This is a genomic window from Bradyrhizobium sp. SZCCHNS2022, assembly GCF_032377575.1.
GTDB classification, from domain to species: Bacteria; Pseudomonadota; Alphaproteobacteria; order Rhizobiales; family Xanthobacteraceae; genus Bradyrhizobium; species Bradyrhizobium aeschynomenes.
The window spans coordinates 974,326-995,746 of sequence record NZ_JAUHHZ010000001.1; the positions used below are offsets into that span (position 1 = coordinate 974,326).

Genomic DNA, 21,421 nt, shown 5'->3' on the forward strand with positions numbered 1-21,421 from the left:
TCACCTCTCGCTTCTCACTTCATCTGCTCGACCGCGGGACGGGTCTTCCACAGCGAGTAGGCGATACCCGCGCCGAGCAGGCCGAAGGTGATGCCCAGCGAGATGGCCGGCGGAAACTTCTCCAGCCCGAGCAGGTCGGCCAGGAAGATCTTCGAGCCGATGAAGATCAGCACCGCGGCCAGCGCCAGCTTCAGATACTGGAAGCGGTCGACCATCGCGGCAAGCGCAAAGTACAGCGCACGCAGGCCCAGGATCGCGAAGATGTTCGAGGTGTAGACCACGAACGGGTCGGTCGAGATCGCGAAGATCGCGGGCACCGAGTCGACGGCGAAGATGACGTCGGCGAACTCGATCAGGATCAACGCCAGGAATAGCGGCGTCATGAACCAGGTCAGCTTGCCCTCGGCATTCTTCTGACGCACGAAGAAGCGTTCCTCATGCAGCTGCTCGGTGACGTCGAAGCGACGGCGCACCCAGGCCAGAGCGGGGTTGGAGCCGATGTCGTGCGGCTTGTCCTTGAACACCAGCATCTTGATGCCGGTCGCGACCAGGAACAGTGCGAAGACATAGAGGATCCAGCTCGCCTGGGCGACGATGGCGGCGCCGAGGCCGATCATGATCGCGCGCAGCACGATGACGCCGACGATGCCCCAGAACAGCACGCGATGCTGATAGGCGCGCGGGATCGCGAAATAGCTGAAGATCATCGCGATGACGAAGACGTTGTCCATCGCCAGCGCCTTCTCGATGGTGAAGGCGGTCAGATAGGCCGTGCCGGCTTCGCTACCGAGCTGCCACCACACCCACGCGCCGAAGACGAGCGCGAGCACGATGTAGACGGCGCTCATCACCAAGCTCTCGCGCACCGAGATTTCGCGCGTCTTGCGGTGGAGGATACCGAGATCGAAAATGAGAAGGGCGAGCACGATTGCGAGAAAGGCAAGCCACATCCAGACAGGCTTGCCGGCAAACGCGATGAACAGGAAGTCCACGACGGGTCCTCTTTTACGCCGGTGCGATTGATGTCGTCAGGTCCGACATCGTGAAAGCACCGGCAGCTTCACCAGAGGGGCCCGGACCAGGGGTCTCCTCGCGCACATAGGTGGCGCCGGATCGGGTTTCAAGAGCCGGTCGTCGTCGACCGACGTTCAGCAAGATGAACGATCCGGTGCGACAGAGTGTCTGCTGCCTTGCAGCCGTGCGGCCGCGAACTAATTCCAGAGGGCCGGAGATCCGGGCCCCTCTGATAGTCTGCAAGGCTCGCGTGCAGGACTATGATGTCGGACTCTCTTTCGTGACAGATGTCGCTGGCGGTATTTCGCTCTCCGGAGCGAAGCCGGCAGCCCGTCTTGGGAGTTTGATGAGATGCAGCCACACGCGCCGCTTGCGGCGATCGATCTTTGCGGCCCGGGCGCCGGACCCTTTCGTCGAGACAACGTCCAGAACGCCTCGCAACTGCCGGCGGATCAACGACGCGGCAACGGCGATCGTGATGGAACTCGGACGCTTGCTCGGACCTTTGTATGGAACCCGCGCCTGATGTCCAGTGCGCGCTGGTATATTGTGTACGGGAGCATGCCGTGACCACGGGGGGTGACCAGGTATTGATCGCGAAGGCGGCGCCATCGCGACCGGGAGTCGCAACGCGCCGGCTCCTGATGATCATCAACCGCGGCAGCCGCTCCGGCGGAGAGGCCGCTGGCGTCGCCGTGTCGCGGCTGAGCGCGGCCGGCTACGACCTCGTGATCTCGGCCCCGCATAGTCCGCGCGAGGTCGCGCCGTGGATCGAGGCCCATGCCGACGACGCGGAAGCCGTCGTCGTCGCCGGCGGCGACGGCAGCCTGAACGCGGCCGCGCCTGCGCTGGTCAAGACGGGCCTTCCGCTCGGCATCATTCCAGCCGGCACCGCCAACGATCTTGCCCGTACGCTGGGGCTGCCGGACGACATGGAGGCGGCCGTCGACGTGATCGCGGCTGGCTGTCGTCGCAAGATCGATCTCGGCGAGGTCAACGGGCATCCCTTCTTCAATGTTGCAAGCCTGGGGCTCAGCGCCGATCTCGCCCGTCAGTTGACGAAGGAGACGAAACGGCGGTTCGGCCGGCTCGGCTATGCGATCACGGCGCTCAGGGTGCTGGCCAACGCGCGGCCGTTCCGCGCGATGATCGTGTCGTCGGACGGGGCGGTGCGTGTGAAGACGCTGCAGATCGCGGTCGGCAATGGTCGCTACTATGGCGGCGGAATGGCGGTCGATCACCGCGCGGAGATCGACGATTCCCATCTCGATCTCTATTCGCTGGAGATCGGCCGCGTCTGGAAGCTGCTGGCGATGGCCTACGATTTCCGCAAGGGCCGGCACGGCCTGTGGCAGGAGGTGCGCGCCTCGCGCGACACATCGTTCGAGATCCGCACGCGCCGTCCGCGCCCGATCAATGCCGATGGCGAGCTCGTCACCTTCACGCCGGCGCGCTTCAACGTGCTGCCGCGCGCCGTCACGGTGTTCGTCCCCGAGGGCACGGGGCAGGGCCGGACCTGACGCGGTGCAGCCAGGCGCGGCACGTCGTTTTCATCGATCACATCTCGAGAGACCCATGACCAAGCAGACCCGCTTCAATCTCTGGTACGCAATCGTCGCGATCTTCGTCGCGATGATGATCCACAATGCGTGGACGAGCTATCGCCAGGTCGCCGTCATTCCCTACAGCCAGTTCCAGGACCTGCTGTCGGCCGGCAAGGTGAAGGAGGTCGGCGTGTCCGAGAACTATCTCGAAGGCACGCTGAAGGAGCCGCTGCCGGGCGGCCAGACGCGGTTCGCGACGACGCGCGTCGATCAGGAGTTCGCCAAGGAGCTGTCCAAGGCCAACGTGACCTTCACCGGGCGGGTCGAGAGCAACATTCTCGGCGACATCCTCTCGCTGGTGATGCCGATCGCGCTGTTCTTCGGCGTCTGGTACTGGCTGTCGCGGCGGATGATGGGCGGCGCCGGCGGGCTGGGCGGCGGGTTGATGCAGATCGGCAAGAGCAAGGCCAAGGTCTACGTCGAGGCCAACACCGGCGTCCGCTTCGAGGACGTCGCCGGGGTCGACGAGGCCAAGGACGAATTGCGCGAGATCGTCGCCTTCCTGAAGGATCCGAAATCCTACGGCCGGCTCGGCGGCCGCATGCCCAAGGGCGTGCTGCTGGTCGGCCCGCCCGGCACCGGCAAGACGCTGCTGGCGAAGGCCGTGGCGGGCGAGGCGGGCGTGCCGTTCTTCTCGATCTCGGGCTCGGAGTTCGTCGAGATGTTCGTCGGCGTCGGCGCGGCGCGCGTCCGCGACCTGTTCGAGCAGGCGCGCGCCAAGGCGCCGGCCATCATCTTCATCGACGAGCTCGATGCGCTCGGACGCGCGCGCGGCATGGGCCCGTTCGCCGGCGGCCATGACGAGAAGGAGCAGACGCTCAACCAGCTCTTGGTCGAGCTCGACGGCTTCGATTCCTCGACCGGCCTCGTGCTGCTGGCCGCGACCAACCGGCCGGAGATCCTCGACCCGGCGTTGCTGCGCGCCGGCCGCTTCGACCGCCAGGTGCTGGTCGATCGTCCGGACAAGCCGGGCCGCATCCAGATCCTCAATGTGCATCTGAAGAAGGCCAAGCTCGCGGCCGATGTCGATCCGGAGAAGGTGGCGGCGCTGACGCCGGGCTTCACCGGCGCCGATCTCGCCAACCTCGTCAACGAGGCGACCTTGCTGGCGACGCGGCGCGGCGCTGACGAAGTGACGCTCGACGATTTCAACAACGCCATCGAGCGCATCGTCGCGGGCCTGGAGAAGCGCAACCGGCTGCTCAATCCGAAGGAGCGCGAGATCGTGGCCTATCACGAGATGGGCCATGCCATCGTCGCCATGAGCCTGCCCGGCACCGATCCCGTGCACAAGGTCTCGATCATTCCGCGCGGCGTCGGCGCGCTCGGCTACACCATCCAGCGCCCGACCGAGGACCGCTTCCTGATGACGCGCGAGGAGCTCGAGAACAAGATGGCGGTGCTGCTCGGCGGCCGCGCCGCGGAGCTCGTGGTCTACGGCCATCTGTCGACCGGCGCCGCCGACGACCTGCGCCGCGTCACCGACATCGCCCGCTCGATGGTGACGCGCTACGGCATGTCGGAGAGCCTCGGCTCGGTCGCCTATGAGCGCGACAATCAGTCGTTCCTGGCGCCGGGCGCCTCGCGCAGCGCTGATTATGGCGAGGCCGCGGGCGATGCGATCGATGCGGAGGTCCGCGCCATTGTCACCTCGGCTCTCGATCGCACCCGCAAGCTGCTGCAGGACAAGCGCGATGTGCTGGAGCGCGCCGCCCGCCGGCTGCTGGTCAAGGAGACGCTGGACGAGAGCGAGCTCGCCGCGATCCTGAAGCAGGACGCGCGCGCCGGTGATCTGGTGGCCGCGGCCACGCCGATGTAGTTGGTTGCATTCTGTCGGCGCATCATCGATGGCTCACGTGCCACGTCTTGGATGCGCAATACAGCGTCCTCCCCTTGCGGGAGAGGGCGCTGTACGGCAGCGCATCGCTACCGCCGCGGCCACATCCGGGCCAGGGTCTCGTCCTTCTTGATGAACTCGTGCCACAGCGTGGCTGCGATGTGCAGGCCGACCACGAGGTAAACCACATAGGCCAGGGTATCGTGCGTGATCTCGCCGGCATGGGCGATCGCCTTGTCGCCGGCGAACAGGCGCGGCCAGCTGAAGGTCCAGAAATAACGCAGCGAGTAGCCGCCGGCCGACGAGAACATGTAGCCGGTAACCGGCATGACCAGCAGCAGGGCATAAAGCGCCCAATGATTGAGTTGGGACAGCGCGCGGACGACGGGGCCGAACGCGGCCGGCGGCGCCGGTGCTGTCGTCGTTGCACGAACCATGACGCGCAGGATCGCCAACATGAACAGCGTGATGCCGAGCGATTTGTGAATCTCCAGCAGCTCGCGCCGCGGTGAGGTGCCCGCCGGCTGCAGGCCGCAATAGAGCCCGATCAGCATGGCCGCAATGAACAGCAATGCGGTCGCCCAATGGATCCGTCGCAGCAGGGGATCATAAGCGGTCTCGGTCGGCGGCACGTGCAGGTTCTCCAAGGACAGTTGAAACGCCTGTTGCATAAGGCACCTCGTCGCCGCTGTCGGCTCACAATTCGCTGACGTGAGCGGGCGGACGCGCGGGGCAACGTCGTGCTCTGATTCTTGTCGTGGTTGGTGCAAGCGAGTCCTTCGCAAGGACAAGCAGGACGTCGTCATGCTTGGAAAGACGACATCCAACAAGCGTGACGACGTCACGCTGCGGCTGGTGCGCGGCACGGGCTGGCGTTGGCGCAGGGAGACGCTAGGATGCAGGCTCAGATCTCTTGCGAGGAGTGCCATGATACGACGAAGCTGGACCGGATGGGCGTCACGCCTGGCGCTTGTCGCCGTGACGCTGGGGGCCGCAGGCGCCGACGCCGCCGAGCGCACGATGTCCTGGGACAATGGCTGCCGGTTTACGGTCCGGTACGATCCTGCCAAGCACGACGAGACGCGGCTGCGCAACACCGTGCGTCTGCTGTTCGGTCCGTCCGATTTCGACTCGCCGGGCACATTGCCGGCGTTCGATCCGAAGGCGGTCGCAGCGCTCGACGCCGACAAGATCGATCGCGCCTGCAAGGCCACGCTCGACGCCGCCGCGCGGCTGGAGTTCATCGCGCTGGCCGGTGTCGACGACTACCGCCGCGCCAAGATGGCGGAGCTGAAGGACAGTTGCGATTTCGACCTGGCGCACACCCGCGGCTTCAAGACGCCCTCGGCGCTGCGCGACTATCAGCCTGCCGCCGCCTGCGCGCGGTTCGTCGACGCGATCGAGGGCAAGACCGACCTGCAGCAGATGTTTCGCCAGACCGTCGACAAGGGCTGCGCCAACAACGCCAGTCCCAAGGCCTGCGTCGCCCGCTACGCGGCCGAAGCGCAGATGGCGGACGGCCAGGAGCGCATGCGGATCTATCTGGTCAATTTCGGCTGGAGCAACTGCGCGATCAACTACAACCTCCGCAACACCGGCGAGAAGAAGATGGAGGCGATGCGGAGCGCGCTCGAGACCCAGTTCCGCAAGATGTTCAAGGTCAAGCAGGACAAGTGCGAGGAGGCGGACTGACGTGCAGTCCGCCCCCCGAGGCGCGCTCAGCCCTCGCCGAACACCCGCTTGAAAATCGTGTCGACGTGCTTGAGGTGGTAGCCGAGGTCGAACTGCTCATCGATCTCGGCATCGGTCAGGTACTTCTTCACGTCGGCATCGGCCTTGAGCAGGGTGCGGAAGTCGCCTTCGCCGCGCCACACCGGCATCGCGTTGCGCTGGACGAGCTTGTAGGAATCCTCACGGCTCGCGCCCTTCTGGGTCAGCGCGATCAAGAGGCGCTGCGAGTGGACGAGGCCGCCGAGCTTGTCGAGGTTCTTCTCCATGTTGGCCGGGTAGACCAGCAGCTTCTCGATCAGGCCGGCGAGGCGCACCAGCGCGAAGTCGAGCGTCACGGTCGCATCGGGGCCGATCATGCGCTCGACCGAGGAATGCGAGATGTCGCGCTCGTGCCAGAGCACGACGTTCTCCATCGCCGGCGTCACATAGGCGCGCACCATGCGGGCGAGGCCGGTGAGGTTCTCCGACAGCACCGGGTTGCGCTTGTGCGGCATCGCGGAGGAGCCCTTCTGGCCCTCCGAGAAGAACTCCTCGGCTTCCAGCACTTCCGTGCGCTGCAGATGGCGGACCTCGGTGGCGAAGCGCTCGACCGAGGAGGCGATCACGCCGAGGGTGGCAAAGAACATCGCGTGGCGGTCGCGCGGAATGACCTGGGTCGAGACCGGCTCCGGCGTCAAGCCCATCGCCTTGGCGACGTGCTCCTCCACGCGCGGATCGATCTGGGCGAAGGTGCCGACGGCGCCGGAGATCGCGCAGGTCGCGACCTCCTTGCGCGCCGCGACCAAGCGCTCGCGGGCGCGCGTGAATTCGGCATAGGCATAAGCGAGCTTGAGGCCGAAGGTGACCGGCTCGGCATGGATGCCGTGCGAGCGGCCGATGGTCGGCGTCATCTTGTGCTCGAAGGCGCGCTTCTTCAGCGCGGCGAGCACCTTGTCGAGATCGGCGAGCAGCAGGTCGGCGGCGCGGGTCAGCTGGACGTTGAGGCAGGTGTCGAGCACGTCGGACGACGTCATGCCCTGGTGCACGAAGCGCGCCTCGGGGCCGACGATCTCGGCGAGATGCGTCAGGAAGGCGATGACGTCGTGCTTGGTCTCGCGCTCGATCTCGTCGATGCGGGCGACGTCGAAGGTGGCGTCCTTGGCCTTGGCCCAGATCGTCTTGGCCGCGTCCTTCGGGATCGTGCCGAGCTCGGCCAGCGCGTCCGCCGCATGCGCCTCGATCTCGAACCAGATCTTGAACCGGGTTTGCGGTTCCCAGATCGAGGCCATTTCGGGACGGGTATAGCGGGGGATCATCGACGGCGCTCCAGGCGGGAGGGAAGGTGGGCGGGACCATCGCGTCCGCGCCAGCATTTTACGCCGTGCTCTACCAGAGCCGCCGGGGCGATACAAACGGCGGGTTTCGGTCCCCGATGTCACCGTTGGTGGTACTATATAACCAAAATAAAAAATGGTGCTGACAGATATTGAAATCTGTCAGCGCGATGGTGTATGTCAAAGCCATGATCAATTAGCACTGTCTGACCTCTGGGGTTCAGCGGCTTCAACTGCGAAGGACCGCTTCGATGAAGATTGAAAAGCGATTGTTGCACTCACAATTTCAGGACTGGCTGAATCTCCAGGTTGCCCGTCACCTGGAGGCGCAGGCCGCCAAATTCCGCGCCCCGTCTCGCGAATTGCCCGAGACGATCCAGATCAAGGCGCACACGACGGACGCCGATATGGTGCACGCATGAATGAGGCCGTGGTTCTGACATCCGAGCGCATCCTCGAAGTCACCGAGGACGTGTTGCGCCGTTACGGGCTCGCCAAAGCGACGGTCGTCGACGTCGCGAGAGCGCTCGATGTCAGCCACGGCTCCGTCTATCGTCACTTTCCAAGCAAGGCGTCGCTGCGCGAGGCGGTGGCGAAACGCTGGCTCGAGCGCGTCAGCAGGCCCTTGGCGCAGATCGCCGCCGAACCGGGGCTGGCGCCGGCGAAGCTGGAACGCTGGCTGCGCGAGCTGTTCGACGCCAAGCACAAGCGTGTGTGCGAAGATCCCGAGATGTTCGCGACCTACCTGACGCTCGCCCGCGAGGCCTGCACGGTGGTGAAGGCCCACAAGCAGGACCTGATCACCCAGGTCGAGGGCATGATCGCCGAGGGGGTCGCCCAGGGCGCGTTCGAGGTCGATGATCCCAAGACCGCGGCCGCCGCGATCTTCGATGCGACGCGCAGCTTTCATCACCCCGCCCACGCCGACGAATGGGCCGATTGCACCTGCTCGACCCGGGTCGATGCGGTGCTGACCTTGTTGTTGCGCGGCCTGGCAAAGCGATAGCTGCGCTCATCCGGGTTATGGAGTCCATGTAGGGTGGGCAAAGGCGCAAGGCACGATATGAGTTCGTGCCGAGATGCCGCGCGCCGTACCCACCATCGATCGGCATGTTCCGCGGCGAGACGGTGGGCACGGCGCCCCTGCGATCTCGCGCGAGGAAACGGCACGGCAGCGCCTTTGCACACCCTACAGATCCGCCGGGCTGCCCCTCAACGTGAACCGCGCCAATGGCGCGTCGACTAAGATTCGGAAAACTCTTCCACCGACGTCCTAGCCCATGCAGGCTTTGCGAAATTCGGCCGGTGTGACGTTGAGCTTGCGGCGGAAAATCCGGTTGAGGTGACTCTGGTCGGAGAAGCCGCAGAGCAGGGCGATCTCCTTCAGCGCAAGCCGGTCCTTACGCAGGTGCTCGCATGCGCGTTCCACCTTGCGATTCAGGACGTAGGTATGCGGCCGCATGCCGTAATGCGCATGGAATTTGCGCGCGAACTGCACCGGCGTGCAGTTGCAGATGCCGGCCAGCTCCTCCAGCGTGATGTTCCTGCCGATGTTCTGCTCGATGTAGTCCTCGATCAGCCGGGCGTGGGCCGGCCGGAAGCGTCCCTGCGAACAGGGCAGTTTGAATTGCACCGAGGCATAGCTTCGCAGGATGTGCACGCTCGCCTGAAGTGCCAGGGCATCGTAGCACAGCCGGCCGCCTGGGCCGCCGTCGGAGATCTCCTGCACCATCCGGTCACTGATCCAGGTCAGGACCGGATCGTCGATGCGGAGCAGGTCGTGGAGTTCGATTGTCTCGGCATCGCGATCGAACGCCTCGCTCGCGGTCTTCGCCATCAGGCTCGGCGCGATATAGAAATGGGTGACCTCGACGTCGCTGTTCCAGCGCCAGTTCGACGCTTCCGCACGCGTCAACAACGTCGTGACGCCGCGGCCGACATGATCCTGCTTCCACGCGCCGGTCACCCGGCGGTTCATCGACGTGGTCCCTCCGCGGTAGACGACAACTAAGAAGTTCTCGGAAGGCGGCACCCAGATATCGGACGGCGCATAGCGGAAGACGCGGAGCCGAAAGTCCGCCTTTCCGATTGCCGAGCTGTCCAGCATCAGCTCGCCGGGAGCGTAGCGCGGCAGCTCCTCGACGCTGATCAAATGGCCCATCGCGCGAGCCTCCCTTGATTTTTTTATGGCGCGATTGATCGCTGCTGCTTCTCATTGGCCTTGCGGCGGAGCCAGCATAGGCCGGTTTCGCGGTTTGCCAAGCGAGCTTTGTTGCGACTTGCGAGCACAGCTGGCGCGTGCGCCGCACCGTTCAAGAAATCGTCCGTTTCGTCCAAGCCCCGACGGGTCGCCGGCCCATAGCCTGCGCGGGCGACAACGAAAACGCAGCCCCCGTCCGATGACACACGGACGAGGAACGGCGGCGTGCGCCCTGAAACAAGGATGAGGAGGACCAGATGACGGAAGCCGCTGTGAACGCCAAGGGAGACGCTTCGCATGTGACGACCAGGCTCGATGCGGTCGTGATCGGAGCCGGCGTTGCCGGGCTCTATCAGCTCTATCGCCTGCGCGAGCAGGGACTGAGTGTCCGGGCCATCGACGCCGCGTCGGGCGTCGGCGGGACCTGGTACTGGAATCGCTATCCCGGCGCCCGCTTCGATTCGGAAGCCTACATCTATCAGTATCTGTTCTCCGAGGAGCTCTACAAGGGCTGGAGCTGGAGCGAGAAGTTCCCGGCCCAGCCGGAGATCGAACGCTGGCTCAACTACGTCGCCGACCGGCTCGATCTGCGCAAGGACATCCAGTTCGGCACGACGGTCGTTCGTGCGCAGTTCAACGAAGCGACGCAGCGCTGGCTGGTCACGACCGACAAGGGCGAACTGATCGATACCCAGTTCCTGGTCACCTGCTGCGGCATGCTGTCGGCGCCCCACGTCTCGTTTCCCGGCCAGGACACGTTCGAGGGAGACCTGTTCCATACCGCGCGCTGGCCGAAGCAGCCGGTCAGCTTCGCCGGCAAACGCGTCGGAATCATCGGCAATGGCGCGACCGGCATCCAGGTCATCCAGACCATTGCCGGCGAGGCCGGTCACCTCAAGGTCTTCGTCCGCACCCCGCAGTACGTCATTCCGATGAAGAACCCGAAATACGGCGCTGACGACGCGGAGGCCTACAAGTCGAAATTCAAACACCTGACGGAGCGCCTGCCGCACACCTTCACCGGTTTCGAGTATGATTTCGAGCATGCCTGGGCCGACCTGTCGCCGGATCGGCGTCGCCAGGTGATCGAGGAGTGCTGGGAGGACGGCTCCCTCAAACTGTGGATTTCGTCCTTCGCCGAGCTGTTCTTCGACGAGGCGGTCAATGCGGAGATCTCCGAATTCGTGCGCGACAAGATGCGCGAGCGGCTGAAGGATCCGAAGCTGTGCGACCTGCTGATCCCCGCAGATTACGGCTTCGGCACCCACCGCGTGCCGCTCGAGCAGAACTTCCTCGAAGCCTTCCTTCGTCCCAACGTCGAGATCGTCAGCGTCAAGACCAATCCGATCGAACGCGTCACCCCGAAGGGCATTCAGATGGCCGACGGCACCGTGCACGAATTCGACATGATCGTCCTGGCGACCGGCTTCGACGCCGGCACCGGTGCGCTGACGCGGATCGATATTCGCGGGCGCGACAATCGATCGCTCAGGGAGGATTGGAGCAGGGACATCCGTACCACGATGGGCCTGCAGGTGCACGGCTATCCCAATCTGTTCACGACCGCAGTGCCGCTCGCTCCCTCAGCAGCGCTGTGCAACATGACGACGTGCCTGCAGCAGCAGGTCGAATGGATCGACGACTGCATCAAATATATGCGGTCGAAAGATCTCAAGGTCATCGAGCCAACCCGGGAGACGGAGGATGACTGGGTCGCGCATCACGACGAGACCGCCAATGCGACGCTGATCGCCAAGACGAATTCCTGGTATCTCGGCTCGAACATCGCGGGCAAGCCGCGGCGGGTTCTGTCCTATTGCGGCGGGGTCGGGGCCTACCGCCAGAAATGCGACGAGGTCGCCGCCAGCGGCTACCAGGGCTTTGCCATGCATTGAGCCGTCGGCAGATGCCGGCATTGGGACACAAGCCAAGAAACACGAGGGAGGACTACCATGAGCACGAATTTCACCGCGGCGGCCGATGCCGTTCTCGACGGTGTCGTCACATCCTCACCGCGCGTGCCAGGCGTGGTCGCGATGGTGACGGACCGCGATCGCAACATCTACCAGGGCGCAGCGGGACAACGCCGTCTCGACCGGCCTGAGCCGATGACCGCCGACAGCATCTTCGCCATCTTCTCCACCACCAAGGCGATCACCGGCACGGCCGTGCTGCAACTGGTCGAGGACGGCAGGCTGGACCTCGATGTGCCGGCGAAGCGTTACGCGCCGGAGATCGGGACTTTGCAGGTGATCGAGGGCTTCGATGCCAAGGGCGATCCGATCCTGCGTGCGCCGAAGCGCGACATCACCACGCGCATGCTGATGACGCACACGGCGGGACTGAGCTACGACTTCATCAGTCACACCTACAACCGGCTGGCGCAGGAAAAAGGTCAGCCAAGCGTGATCACCGCGACCAAGGCCTGCCTGATGACGCCGCTGCTGTTCGATCCCGGTGACCGCTGGGATTACGGCACCAACATGGACTGGTGCGGTCAGATCGTCGAAGCCATCACCGGCCGGCGGCTTGGCGAGGTGCTGAAGACGCGCGTGTTCGAGCCGCTCGGCATCAAGGACATGTTCTTCGAATTGACCGATGCCATGCGCAGCAGGCTGGCCGGTATCCACGCGCGCACCGCCGATGGCTCGCTGACGCCGATGGATTTCGAACTGCCTGCCGAGCCCGAGGTGCACATGGGCGGCCACGGCCTCTATGGCACGGTCGGCGACTACATGCGCTTCATCCGCATGTGGTTGAATGACGGCGCCGGTGAGTTCGGCCGGGTGCTGAAGGCCGAAACGGTGCGCATGGCGGAAAAGAACCATCTCGGCGACAACAAGGTGACACCGTTGACCGGAGTCATTCCCGAATTGTGCAATGACGCGGAGTTCTTCCCCGGCCAATCCAAGTCGTGGGCGCTGAGCTTCATGATCAACGAGGAGCAGGCGCCGACGGGCCGTCCGGCCGGTGCGCTGGGCTGGGCCGGGCTGGCCAATCTGTTCTACTGGATCGACCGGCAGAACGGATTCGGCGGCTTCTGGGCGACGCAGATCCTGCCCTTCGGCGACCCGACGTCGTTCGTCGGCTACATGAATTTCGAGACGGCATTCTACCAGAGCCTGCGCCAGCGCATGGCGAGCTAGGCCGAACAACGCGATCGCGCGCGCCGTGCCACCGTCGTGCAGCGAACTCTTCCGCTGGACGGTGGGCACGGCGCCATTGCGATCCCGCCCGCGGCGATGGCACGGCGGCGCCTTTGCCCACTCTACAGATCCGTCAACCCGCTGGTCACCGCGAGCCGCACCAACTGCGCATCCGTCTGCAATCCCGTCTTGGCCTTCACCAGGTAGTGATAGTTCTGCACCGTCTTGACGCTGAGGTGCAGATTGGTGGCGATCTGCTCGGTGGTCAGGCCCGATGCGAACTGGCGCAGGATTTCGATCTCACGCTCGCCGAGCCGGTCGAGCACGGTCTGCTGCGGATCGAGGCTGTCGGCGGCCAGCACATGGGCGACGTCGTCGCTGAGCGCGCGCTCGCCGTTGATTACCATGCGGATGGCGCGGACCAGCGCCGACGGCTCGCTGCTCTTGGTGACGAAGCCGCTGGCGCCGGCCGCGAACGCCGCCTTCACCAGCGGCGCCTCGCCATGCATCGAGAACACGAGGATGCAGGCGCGATTGTCGCGAGCGCGGATGTTGCGGATCGCCTCCAGCCCGCTGGCGCCCTTCATCGAGATGTCGAGCACGACCACGTCGGGCGCATGCGCCTTGAAGGCGGCATAGGCCGCTGCGGCGCTGTCGGCCTCGGCGATGACGCGAAAGCCGTCCTGGCTCTCCAGCACGCGGCGGTAGCCTTGTCGGACCACCGGGTGGTCGTCGACCAGCAGGATCGAAATGCCTGTGCGCTCGCGCATCCCCGTTGTCTCAGGCGGCCAGTGGAATTGTCGCGGAGACGCTGAGCCCGCGTGCGGCCGGTCCGATCGACAGCGAGCCGCCGACCGCGGCGATGCGCTCGCGGATTCCGGTCAGGCCGAAGCCGCTCGATTGCGCCAGCAATGTCGCATCGCCGCCGCCGTCATCCTCGACTGAAATCAGCAGCGCACTGTCGGGCCCGGAGCGCCGCTCGACCCGCAACGACACCTCGCTCGCACTGGTGTGGCGCAGGGCGTTGGTCAGGCACTCCTGCGCCATCCGGTAGGCGGTGACCGCGACCGGGCCCTGGATGTCGGCGAGATCGCCGTGGAGGTCGAGCCGGATCGCGGGCCGCGCGGCGTGCTGATAGTTCTCGGTCAGCGCGATCAGGCCGGCGGCGAGTCCGAGCTCCTCGGTGAGCGGACGGCGCAGTCGGCTCAAGGTGCCGCGCAGGCACGCCATCAGATGGCTGACGGACTGCGTGATCATGCGCGCATCCTGGGCGACCTGATCGTTGCGGCCATGGCCGGCGCTCTCGATCGTCGAGGCAAAGGCGAGGATCGCGGTCAGGTTCTGGCCGAACTCGTCGTGCAGCTCGCGCGCCAGCGCGCGCCGCTCCTCGTCGCGGATGTCGAGCAGGCGCTCGGTCAGCGCGGCGCGCTGCTCGTTGGCCTGCGCCAGCCGGTCGCCGAGCTCGCCTACGGCGCGGCCGATCATCGCGAGCTCCATCGAGCGGAAGCGCGGCAGGGCCGGGTGGTGCTCGCCCTCGGCCATCCGCTGCAGCGCTGAGACGATGCTGCGCGCCGGTGCCAGCGCATGCGCGATCGCCAGCGAGGCGAGCACGCCGATCGCAATGGCCATCGCCAGCGCGACGCCGAAGCTGTCCTGGATGCGCAGCCAGGCGAGCTGGATCGCCGCATCGGGATCGGCGATGGCGGACACGGTTCCTGCCGTGGTCGCCCGCGCACTGATCGCCTGCGCCACTGCGGCGTGATCGCCGAGGATCGTTTCGACCAAGCCTGAGAACCAGCGCGGCGGCACCGCACCGAGCCCCTTGCTCTGGCCGCATAGCGGCCTCTCGAAGGCAGCTTCCGGCTTGAACTGTACGCAGATGCCGGGCGCGATCAGCTTCATCGTCTCGGTCGTGCGCCAGTCCGGCACCGGCAGCAGATGGTCGCGCGTGCGGTTGCTGCGCAGCAACAGCTCGCGCCAATACAGCGCCTCCAGCGCCTGTGATACGCGCTCCGCCGAGGCCGCGGTGGCGCGGTCGACGCTGCGATAGGCATCGACGGTGACCCATATGGCCGCGGCCGCGAGGCAGAGCAGAACGATCAGCGCCAGGCGCGCGATCAGCTGGAGCACGAGGCGCATGCGATCCTCTCCACGGGCTTTTGCCGCAGCGTAACAATGGGCCGGTGCTGCGCCAAGCAAATGCACTGCAGCAGGCGAAAGATTGGGAAAATTTCCCGACAGGCCGGAGGCAGATGTCTTTGGACGCTGTTCCGCCGCTCTGCTTAACTTCGATGCCAAGCGCCGGATGCAACGGCGGAGCAATGGGGAGTGCATGCATGAGCGTGGTCGGCAGTGCGGAGAGAGTGGAACCTGCGCGCGACGCGGCCGAGCGCGGGCCGCTGCTGCTCTGGATGATCTTCACTGGCCTGACCGTGTTCGCCGCCGTCGTGCTGTGGCGTTACGGCTACTTCCATCTGATGGTCGCCTCGGACCGGACCTACATTTCAAGCGTCGTCGCCGTGCTCTATCTGGTGACGTGCTGCCACTGCTTCTGGCGCACCAGGGCGATCGCGCGCGAGGCGGATGCTGCAAGGCGCTGCCGCGCCGTCCTGATCGGGCCGGATGCGGCGCGCGCGCTGGAGCCTGACGCGCAACTGCTTCCCAACGGACTCGTCACCAATCACATCCGCAGCCTCGTCACCAAGGCTCGGACGCAAGGGACAGGGCGGCTCGACCAGACGCTGCTGCTGCGCACGCTGGCCGACCGCCTTCGCGGCTCGAACGGATTCGGCGGCTTCGCGTCGGATACGCTGATGAAGCTCGGCCTGCTCGGCACCATCATCGGCTTCATCATCATGCTGGCGCCGATCGCCGGCCTCGACGTCAACGACAAGCTGGCGATGAAATCGTCGATGGGCCTGATGAGCGACGGCATGGCGGTGGCGATGTACACCACGCTCGCCGGTCTCGTCGGCTCGATCCTGGTACGCATCCAGTACTACATGCTGGACGCAGCGACCGGCCGCGTGTTCTCCGACGCGGTCATGCTCACCGAGACGCGGGTGACGCCGCGGCTCGAACGGGCGATGGAGCGCGCGCCGGAGCAGGGCGCATGATGGACGATTTCGGGCTCTATCCGCGCGAGGAGCAGTTCGATCCGTTCAGCGTGATGCTGTTCAAGGCGCTGCAGATCGTCGCGTTCTTCTTCTTCATCGCGGTGCTCGCGATCTCGCCCGACGCGAAGGACGGCAAGGTCGACAGCAAGGCCGAGTTCCTGATCACGATGGACTGGCCGGACAATCATCCCGACGATCTCGATCTGTTCGTGCAGGACCCCGTCGGCAACATCGCCTGGTACCGGCACCGCGAGGCCGGCTTCCTCACGCTCGATCGCGACGACCGCGGCGGCGCCAATGATTTCATCCTGGTCAACGGCTTGAAGATCCCGTCGCCGATCCGCGAGGAAATCGTGACGATCCGGGGCATCGTCGCCGGCGAGTACACCGTCAACATCTCGCATTTCCAGAATGTCAGCGGCGCGCCGGTCGAGGCCAAGGTGAAGGTGCAGAAGCTCAACCCGACGGCGCAGGTGATCTTCGACGACAAGGTCGTGCTCGATCATTCCGGCGACGAGAAGACGGCATTGCGCTTCAAGCTCAATGCGGAGGGCAAGGTGATCGACGTGCAGCGGCGGCCGAAATCGCTCTTGGAGACCTTCCGCAACGTCCGCGCCAACGGCGCCGACCTCGATCCCCAGACCGGCGTCAGGATGATCAGGCGATGATGAGCAGCCTCCAGACCGTCATCGTCACGCTGTCCGTGTGCTACGCCCTGATCGGCGCGCTGCTGCTGCTCGTGCTGGTGTATGCGCGGCTGCCGTGGCAGGTGAAGGCCGTGGCGGTGGTCGTCACCAGCGCGTTCTACGTCGGCAGCTTCGTCGGCGCCCGCGGGCTGCTCGGCTGGGCCAGCGTCGACCGGTTGCCGAAGGCGTTCAAGGTGCTGCAGGTGCGGATCGTCGATCCGCACAGCGTCGACGGTGATCCCGGCGCGGTCTATCTGTGGGTCGAGACGCTTGACGAGGACAACCGCCCGAGCGGCGTGCCGCGGGCCTATCGCATTCCCTTCAGTGACAAGCTCGCCGAGAAGGCGCAGCACGCCGCCGACCAGATCGCCGCAGGTCATCCGCAAGGCGGCCGAGCCGCCGATTTCGGCACCGGCGACGGCGGCGTGATCGACGCCGCGCGCGAATACATCCTGCCCAAGACCATCATCGAGACCGCCGGCGGCGATCCCTCGACCGGCGAGTTCAAGGCCGCGAAGAATGCCGGCGACGGTGTCTCCTTCACGCCGCTGCTGCCGCCGCGCATGCCGCCGAAGGACGAGCAGTAAAGGACAAACGGCGCGAGCCGTTGCAGTCACGGCACATCCGATGTCTCACCGCCGTCATTGCGAGGAGCGTCAGCGACGAAGCAATCCAGAGTCGCGACCGGCGCCCTGGATTGCTTCGCTGCGCTCGCAATGACGGTCGAGAGAGCGATCACAGGCCGATGGGCATACGCTTGCGGAGCGCGGTGAAGGAGGCGCGCTCGCAATACGGTTGGCGGTGCGCGGTGAAATTGCAAAAGCCGGTCGTTCACGCTAGGGTCCGGATCATCTGTTGGCCCGCCCGAATTCGCGATTTCATTGTTGATCGAATGATCGAGGGAGCTTCGCGATGCGTAAGCTGATGATTGCGTTCTTGGCCGTCATGTCCTGGCCGGCCGGACCGGCCCTGGCCTGGTGGGACGAAGGCCACATGCAGATCGCGTATCTGGCCTACAAGAAGCTGACACCAGCGGCGAGGGACCGGGCCGACGCGCTGCTCAAGCTCAATTCCGATTATGCGAGCTGGATCGCCGGCGCTCCCGCAGGGCAGGAAAAGCTCTACGCCTTCGTGCGCGCGGCAACGTGGCCCGACGACATCAAGATGAAGCCAGACTATTATGACGACCAGGTGAGGGACTCCACGGCCAAGCAGCTCGTACCGTATGGCCATCTGAAGCATACGCATTGGCACTACAAGGACGCGCTGTTCTCGGCCGACGACACGCCGCTGCCGCGTCCGGATCCGGTCGACGCGGTGTCGCAGCTCAAGCTGATGATCGCCAAGCTGCCCGCAAACACCGACGCCTCCGAGCCGCTGCGGTCGTACAGCCTGAGCTGGATGATCCACCTCGTGGGCGATCTGCACCAGCCACTGCACGCCGTCGCCCGCTACTCGGCCGCGCTGCCGGACAAGGGCGGCGACCGCGGCGGCAACGAATTGCAGGTCGTAGCCGCCAACGGCGAGACGCAGAATCTGCACGCCTATTGGGACGGCATCTTCGGCGGTTATTCGACGGTGTTCGGCGCGATCTTCGATGCCGACCAGCGCGGCGGCCTGTCGACCGTCACGCCTGATGCCGGCAAGGCACAGATCATCGATCCCGCGGTGTGGGCGCAGGAGAGCTTCGAACTCGCCAAGGCCGTCGCCTACGCCCCGCCGGTGCGCGCCGACAAGCAGCCGGTCGAACTCACGCGGGAGTACGAGACCAACGCCCGCGATCTCGCCCGCAAGCAGGCCGCGCTCGCCGCCGCGCGGCTCGCCAACCTGCTCGAGGTGCTGTTGCGGTAGAGCCGCCTGCGCCTCACGGCGCCCGCGTCGGACGAACGACGATCTCGTTCACGTCGACATCGTCGGGTTGCTCGATGGCATAGCGCACGGCGCGGCCGATCGCGTCCGGCTGCAGGGCAATCGCGCGGTAGCTGCGCATCATCTCGGCTGCGGTCTCGTCCGTGATGGTGCTGGCGAGTTCGCTCTCCACCACGCCCGGATGGATGCAGGTGACGCGCAGCGTCTCATTTTCCTGCCGGAGCCCGTCCGAGATCGCCCGCACGGCGTGCTTGGTCGCGCAGTAGATTGCGGCGGTCGGCACGACCTGCAGGGCGCCGATCGAGGCGATGTTGATGACGTGTCCGGAGCCGCGGGCCAGCATGCCGGGCAACACCGCCGCGATGCCGTTCAGCACGCCCTTGATGTTGACGTCGACCATGCGATCCCACTCGTCGACCTTCATCGCGGCCATCGGCGATAGCGGCATGATGCCGGCATTGTTGATCATGACGTTCACGTGCCCCCACAATTCGCGCGCCGCCTCGGCAAAGGCCGCGACATCGGCGCGGTCGGTCACATCCAGCGCCCGAACCTCGGCGGTTCCGCCGGCCGCGCGCAACTCGGCGGCCAGCGCCTCCAGCCGGTCCAGGCGGCGCGCGCCCAGCAGCAGCCGCGCGCCCGTGGCGGCCAGCTCTCGTGCGATCCCCGCGCCGATGCCGCTCGACGCCCCGGTAATCAGGATGACCTTGTCCATGTTCAACTCCCGTCGGTTGGTGACGGGCGGAAGCTAGGTGGCCGGCATTGTCACGACAATTTGCCCAATGATTGCCTCGGTGGTAAGAATATCTAACCAATGCGGATCGACAAGAACATCATCGAGCTGTTCGTGGCGGTCGCCGATGCCGGGAGCTTCCGCCTTGCCGCGGACCGGCTGGGCGTGACGCGGTCTGCCGTCAGTCAGGCGATGGGCAGGCTGGAGGACCATCTCGGGATTTCCCTGGTCAGCCGGACGACCCGCAGCTTCAGCCTGACCGAGGCGGGACGCCGGTTCTATGCGGATGTCGCGCCGGCGATCGGCGCGCTGAATGCCGCCGCCGAGCAGATCGGCGACAAGGCCGGGCCGCCGTCCGGCCTGCTGCGGCTGGCCGTGTCCTCCATCGCCGAACGCTTCATCTCCGGGCCATTGCTGGCCTCGTTCATGCAAACCTATCCCGCGATCGAACTGGACGTCACCATCACCGACGACACCTTCGACATCGTCGCCGAGCACTACGACGCGGGGGTGCGCCTGGGAGAAGTCATCGCGCAGGACATGATCGCCGTCCCGGTGTCCGGAGATCAAAGGCAGCTGGCCTTTGCCGCACCGAGTTATCTGGAAGCGCACGGCGCCCCGGCGCACCCGCGCGATCTGATCCATCATGCCTGCATCGGCTGGCGGCCCGCGCCGCTGGCCGCGCCCTATCGCTGGGAGTTCACCGAAGCCGGCAGAGACTTCAATGTCGAGGTCAAGCCCAGCCTGACGACCAACGACATGTTGTTGATGATCCGCACCGCATGCGCGGGCGGCGGCATCACCTTCGGCACGGAGGAGACGTTCCAGCCCTACGTCGCGCGTGGCGAGCTGGTGCCTCTGCTCGAAAGCTTCGCGGCGCCGTTTGCCGGATTCTACCTGTACTTTCCGAGGCGTCGGAACCTGGCGCCCAAGCTCCGCGCGCTCATCGATCATGCGAAGCGGGGACCATGACAGCAGCGTGCGTAGCCTGGATGAGCGCAGCGATATCCGGGTTCACCGACGCAGCGCGTGAGATCCCGGATGTCGCTGCGATCGTCCGGGCTACGACGCTGCCACATGCCTGTCCGGTGCGTTTTCAGCCGCTGTTCAGCGGGCTGGAAGCCCCCGTTGATCGCATTTGTCAGCTGGTTCAAACGACCATTCGCATTAAGAGATGAACCTTGCGACAATTGCCGGCAACTCATGAGCGAAGCGCCAATCCCGGTCCTGCGCGAGCAGGGCGGCGGTATCGGTGGCCAGCATCATAGCAGCAGGGACGATCCGCATGCCCTACATCATCGTGCTGATTGCCGTCATCGGCATCGTGGTTCTGCAGCTGACCGGTGCGATCCCGATGGACGCCGTCGGTGGGGGGCTCGTGATCGCGGCGGTGACGTTTGCGGCCGTCCTGTCCATTGCCATCCACGAGGCATGGACTAAGAAGCGGGGCGTGCTCGGCTGGATCGTGAACATCGTCGTCTCGCTGCTCGGCGCCTTCTTTGCCGCCCAGCTCGGCGGTCCGCTCGTGGCGATTCCGCTCCTGGGTCTCGCGGGTGGGGGCAGCAGCTCGCTGGCGGCCGCAGGAGGCGGTGTGATGTCTGCTGCGCTCGCCCTCATGATGATTGTCACGATTGCCGGTTCCGCAGGCGCGCTGTGGCTCGTGAACCGGCGGCGATGAGTTTGCCGACGCCGCTGCGCCGAAGTCGGTCCAGCGACTAGGCTCGCGGCGTCGCGAGCCAGTCCCGCCAGAACTGCTCCTGTGCCGCGACCGAAGCAGGGACGACATCCGGCCCCTCGGAAAAGATGTCGACGAGATCTTCCCGTCGGGCGTGTCGGCCCGTCGTCATCCTGTAGGCCTTGAGACCCTGACCCATGTCTCGCGCCATCCCCGACGGGTACACGTTCAGACTTGCGCCATAGCAGAATGGCATGAACCCATTTTCGCCCAGCACGTTCCGCAGATCAGAGCGCCTGGAAGAAATCGGTTGCAGCGCTTTCGATGCTTCGATCCCTGTAGTCGCACCTGAGTCGACAGAGGTTGTCATCATCAAGCAAGGTGAAGACCGCTGTTTCACCATCGTGGCCGCCGACCAGGCGCAATCTGTGCTGCTCTTCCATGCTCGATCCTTTACACGGATGATCTAGACTAGATGACGGCGGCGATTGTCGGCA

Annotated in this window: 21 protein-coding genes; 14 read left to right on the forward strand and 7 right to left on the reverse strand. The window is 65.4% G+C overall.

What is annotated here, in order from left to right; genetic code table 11:
• Positions 1–14 precede the first annotated feature (14 nt).
• A complete protein-coding gene (locus tag QXZ94_RS04275; RefSeq protein ID WP_315719373.1) occupies positions 15–992 on the reverse strand; it encodes a TerC family protein in 978 nt (325 codons plus the stop codon).
• Positions 993–1,580: 588 nt separating this feature from the next.
• On the opposite strand from QXZ94_RS04275, the gene QXZ94_RS04280 reads away from it, so the two are divergent.
• Both QXZ94_RS04280 and ftsH read left to right on the forward strand, forming a co-directional pair.
• Positions 1,581–2,534 carry a lipid kinase gene (locus tag QXZ94_RS04280; RefSeq protein ID WP_315719374.1) on the forward strand — a complete coding sequence of 318 codons (954 nt, stop codon included), beginning with the start codon at positions 1,581–1,583 and terminating at the stop codon, positions 2,532–2,534.
• Between the two features lie 55 nt (positions 2,535–2,589).
• Positions 2,590–4,437: an ATP-dependent zinc metalloprotease FtsH gene (gene ftsH / locus QXZ94_RS04285; RefSeq protein WP_315719375.1), complete on the forward strand. Its 1,848-nt coding sequence runs from the start codon at positions 2,590–2,592 to the stop codon at positions 4,435–4,437.
• A 107-nt stretch (positions 4,438–4,544) separates the two neighbouring features.
• Here ftsH and QXZ94_RS04290 read toward each other — a convergent pair whose 3' ends face one another.
• The gene (locus QXZ94_RS04290; RefSeq protein ID WP_172113875.1) at positions 4,545–5,087 is read right to left on the reverse strand and encodes a cytochrome b; all 543 of its coding nucleotides are present in this window, start codon (positions 5,085–5,087) and stop codon (positions 4,545–4,547) included.
• Between the two features lie 295 nt (positions 5,088–5,382).
• Between QXZ94_RS04290 and QXZ94_RS04295 the strand changes: the two genes are divergently transcribed.
• Positions 5,383–6,147 carry a hypothetical protein gene (locus QXZ94_RS04295; protein ID WP_315719376.1) on the forward strand — a complete coding sequence of 255 codons (765 nt, stop codon included), beginning with the start codon at positions 5,383–5,385 and terminating at the stop codon, positions 6,145–6,147.
• A gap of 26 nt (positions 6,148–6,173) precedes the next feature.
• Here the strand turns inward: QXZ94_RS04295 and purB are convergent, their stop codons facing one another.
• On the reverse strand, positions 6,174–7,481 hold the full coding sequence (purB, locus tag QXZ94_RS04300) for an adenylosuccinate lyase (protein WP_315719377.1): 1,308 nt from the start codon (positions 7,479–7,481) through the stop codon (positions 6,174–6,176).
• A gap of 269 nt (positions 7,482–7,750) precedes the next feature.
• Here purB and QXZ94_RS04305 point away from each other — a divergent pair, with 269 nt between their 5' ends.
• Both QXZ94_RS04305 and QXZ94_RS04310 read left to right on the forward strand, forming a co-directional pair.
• Complete coding sequence (locus QXZ94_RS04305) at positions 7,751–7,921, forward strand: hypothetical protein (protein WP_315719378.1); 171 nt, start codon at positions 7,751–7,753, stop codon at positions 7,919–7,921.
• Positions 7,918–8,505 (forward strand): TetR family transcriptional regulator, encoded by a 588-nt coding sequence (locus QXZ94_RS04310; protein WP_315719379.1) that lies wholly within the window; start codon positions 7,918–7,920, stop codon positions 8,503–8,505. The genes QXZ94_RS04305 and QXZ94_RS04310 overlap by 4 nt, the downstream gene beginning before the upstream one ends.
• Positions 8,506–8,772: 267 nt before the next feature.
• Here QXZ94_RS04310 and QXZ94_RS04315 read toward each other — a convergent pair whose 3' ends face one another.
• Complete coding sequence (locus QXZ94_RS04315; protein WP_315719380.1) at positions 8,773–9,660, reverse strand: AraC family transcriptional regulator; 888 nt, start codon at positions 9,658–9,660, stop codon at positions 8,773–8,775.
• A 296-nt stretch (positions 9,661–9,956) separates the two neighbouring features.
• Here QXZ94_RS04315 and QXZ94_RS04320 point away from each other — a divergent pair, with 296 nt between their 5' ends.
• Together QXZ94_RS04320 and QXZ94_RS04325 are read left to right on the forward strand one after the other, a co-directional pair.
• On the forward strand, positions 9,957–11,594 hold the full coding sequence (locus tag QXZ94_RS04320) for an NAD(P)/FAD-dependent oxidoreductase (RefSeq protein WP_315719381.1): 1,638 nt from the start codon (positions 9,957–9,959) through the stop codon (positions 11,592–11,594).
• A gap of 57 nt (positions 11,595–11,651) precedes the next feature.
• Positions 11,652–12,845, forward strand: a complete 1,194-nt coding sequence (locus QXZ94_RS04325; RefSeq protein ID WP_315719382.1) for a serine hydrolase domain-containing protein — start codon at positions 11,652–11,654, stop codon at positions 12,843–12,845.
• Positions 12,846–12,967: 122 nt separating this feature from the next.
• On the opposite strand, the gene QXZ94_RS04330 is transcribed toward QXZ94_RS04325, so the two are convergent.
• Together QXZ94_RS04330 and QXZ94_RS04335 are read right to left on the reverse strand one after the other, a co-directional pair.
• The gene (locus QXZ94_RS04330; protein ID WP_315719383.1) at positions 12,968–13,615 is read right to left on the reverse strand and encodes a response regulator transcription factor; all 648 of its coding nucleotides are present in this window, start codon (positions 13,613–13,615) and stop codon (positions 12,968–12,970) included.
• A 10-nt stretch (positions 13,616–13,625) separates the two neighbouring features.
• Positions 13,626–14,984 (reverse strand): histidine kinase, encoded by a 1,359-nt coding sequence (locus QXZ94_RS04335; protein ID WP_315719384.1) that lies wholly within the window; start codon positions 14,982–14,984, stop codon positions 13,626–13,628.
• 197 nt (positions 14,985–15,181) lie between these two features.
• On the opposite strand from QXZ94_RS04335, the gene QXZ94_RS04340 reads away from it, so the two are divergent.
• The 4 genes from QXZ94_RS04340 (at position 15,182) to QXZ94_RS04355 (ending at position 18,498) form a co-directional block, all read left to right on the forward strand.
• The gene (locus QXZ94_RS04340) at positions 15,182–15,961 is read left to right on the forward strand and encodes a MotA/TolQ/ExbB proton channel family protein (RefSeq protein ID WP_315719386.1); all 780 of its coding nucleotides are present in this window, start codon (positions 15,182–15,184) and stop codon (positions 15,959–15,961) included.
• Positions 15,958–16,629 (forward strand): hypothetical protein, encoded by a 672-nt coding sequence (locus tag QXZ94_RS04345; RefSeq protein ID WP_315719387.1) that lies wholly within the window; start codon positions 15,958–15,960, stop codon positions 16,627–16,629. Before QXZ94_RS04340 ends, QXZ94_RS04345 begins: the two co-directional genes overlap by 4 nt.
• Positions 16,626–17,234: a hypothetical protein gene (locus QXZ94_RS04350; protein ID WP_315719388.1), complete on the forward strand. Its 609-nt coding sequence runs from the start codon at positions 16,626–16,628 to the stop codon at positions 17,232–17,234. Before QXZ94_RS04345 ends, QXZ94_RS04350 begins: the two co-directional genes overlap by 4 nt.
• 325 nt (positions 17,235–17,559) lie before the next feature.
• Positions 17,560–18,498, forward strand: a complete 939-nt coding sequence (locus QXZ94_RS04355; RefSeq protein WP_315719389.1) for a S1/P1 nuclease — start codon at positions 17,560–17,562, stop codon at positions 18,496–18,498.
• 13 nt (positions 18,499–18,511) lie between these two features.
• On the opposite strand, the gene QXZ94_RS04360 is transcribed toward QXZ94_RS04355, so the two are convergent.
• Positions 18,512–19,231, reverse strand: coding sequence for an SDR family oxidoreductase (locus QXZ94_RS04360; protein WP_315719390.1), 720 nt, complete (start codon positions 19,229–19,231; stop codon positions 18,512–18,514).
• Between the two features lie 99 nt (positions 19,232–19,330).
• On the opposite strand from QXZ94_RS04360, the gene QXZ94_RS04365 reads away from it, so the two are divergent.
• The 3 genes from QXZ94_RS04365 to QXZ94_RS04375 all read left to right on the forward strand — a co-directional run bounded on the left by QXZ94_RS04365 (position 19,331) and on the right by QXZ94_RS04375 (position 21,394).
• Positions 19,331–20,221, forward strand: coding sequence for a LysR family transcriptional regulator (locus QXZ94_RS04365; RefSeq protein WP_315719391.1), 891 nt, complete (start codon positions 19,331–19,333; stop codon positions 20,219–20,221).
• 313 nt (positions 20,222–20,534) lie between these two features.
• Entirely contained in the window at positions 20,535–20,927 is a 393-nt protein-coding gene (locus QXZ94_RS04370; protein ID WP_315719392.1) for a hypothetical protein, read from the forward strand.
• Between the two features lie 251 nt (positions 20,928–21,178).
• Complete coding sequence (locus QXZ94_RS04375) at positions 21,179–21,394, forward strand: hypothetical protein (RefSeq protein ID WP_315719393.1); 216 nt, start codon at positions 21,179–21,181, stop codon at positions 21,392–21,394.
• The last annotated feature ends 27 nt before the right edge of the window (positions 21,395–21,421 follow it).

Coding starts and splice junctions, on each gene's coding strand:
- QXZ94_RS04375 (WP_315719393.1), top strand. CDS start 21,179: ATGAACCCATTTTCGCCCAGCACGTTCCGCAGATCAGAGCGCCTGGAA.
- QXZ94_RS04360 (WP_315719390.1), bottom strand. CDS start 19,231: ATGGACAAGGTCATCCTGATTACCGGGGCGTCGAGCGGCATCGGCGCG.
- QXZ94_RS04325 (WP_315719382.1), top strand. CDS start 11,652: ATGAGCACGAATTTCACCGCGGCGGCCGATGCCGTTCTCGACGGTGTC.
- QXZ94_RS04350 (WP_315719388.1), top strand. CDS start 16,626: ATGATGAGCAGCCTCCAGACCGTCATCGTCACGCTGTCCGTGTGCTAC.
- QXZ94_RS04355 (WP_315719389.1), top strand. CDS start 17,560: ATGCGTAAGCTGATGATTGCGTTCTTGGCCGTCATGTCCTGGCCGGCC.
- QXZ94_RS04295 (WP_315719376.1), top strand. CDS start 5,383: ATGATACGACGAAGCTGGACCGGATGGGCGTCACGCCTGGCGCTTGTC.
- QXZ94_RS04335 (WP_315719384.1), bottom strand. CDS start 14,984: ATGCGCCTCGTGCTCCAGCTGATCGCGCGCCTGGCGCTGATCGTTCTG.
- QXZ94_RS04320 (WP_315719381.1), top strand. CDS start 9,957: ATGACGGAAGCCGCTGTGAACGCCAAGGGAGACGCTTCGCATGTGACG.
- QXZ94_RS04315 (WP_315719380.1), bottom strand. CDS start 9,660: ATGGGCCATTTGATCAGCGTCGAGGAGCTGCCGCGCTACGCTCCCGGC.
- QXZ94_RS04330 (WP_315719383.1), bottom strand. CDS start 13,615: ATGCGCGAGCGCACAGGCATTTCGATCCTGCTGGTCGACGACCACCCG.
- ftsH (WP_315719375.1), top strand. CDS start 2,590: ATGACCAAGCAGACCCGCTTCAATCTCTGGTACGCAATCGTCGCGATC.
- QXZ94_RS04365 (WP_315719391.1), top strand. CDS start 19,331: ATGCGGATCGACAAGAACATCATCGAGCTGTTCGTGGCGGTCGCCGAT.
- QXZ94_RS04345 (WP_315719387.1), top strand. CDS start 15,958: ATGATGGACGATTTCGGGCTCTATCCGCGCGAGGAGCAGTTCGATCCG.
- QXZ94_RS04310 (WP_315719379.1), top strand. CDS start 7,918: ATGAATGAGGCCGTGGTTCTGACATCCGAGCGCATCCTCGAAGTCACC.
- QXZ94_RS04305 (WP_315719378.1), top strand. CDS start 7,751: ATGAAGATTGAAAAGCGATTGTTGCACTCACAATTTCAGGACTGGCTG.
- QXZ94_RS04370 (WP_315719392.1), top strand. CDS start 20,535: ATGCCCTACATCATCGTGCTGATTGCCGTCATCGGCATCGTGGTTCTG.
- purB (WP_315719377.1), bottom strand. CDS start 7,481: ATGATCCCCCGCTATACCCGTCCCGAAATGGCCTCGATCTGGGAACCG.
- QXZ94_RS04340 (WP_315719386.1), top strand. CDS start 15,182: ATGAGCGTGGTCGGCAGTGCGGAGAGAGTGGAACCTGCGCGCGACGCG.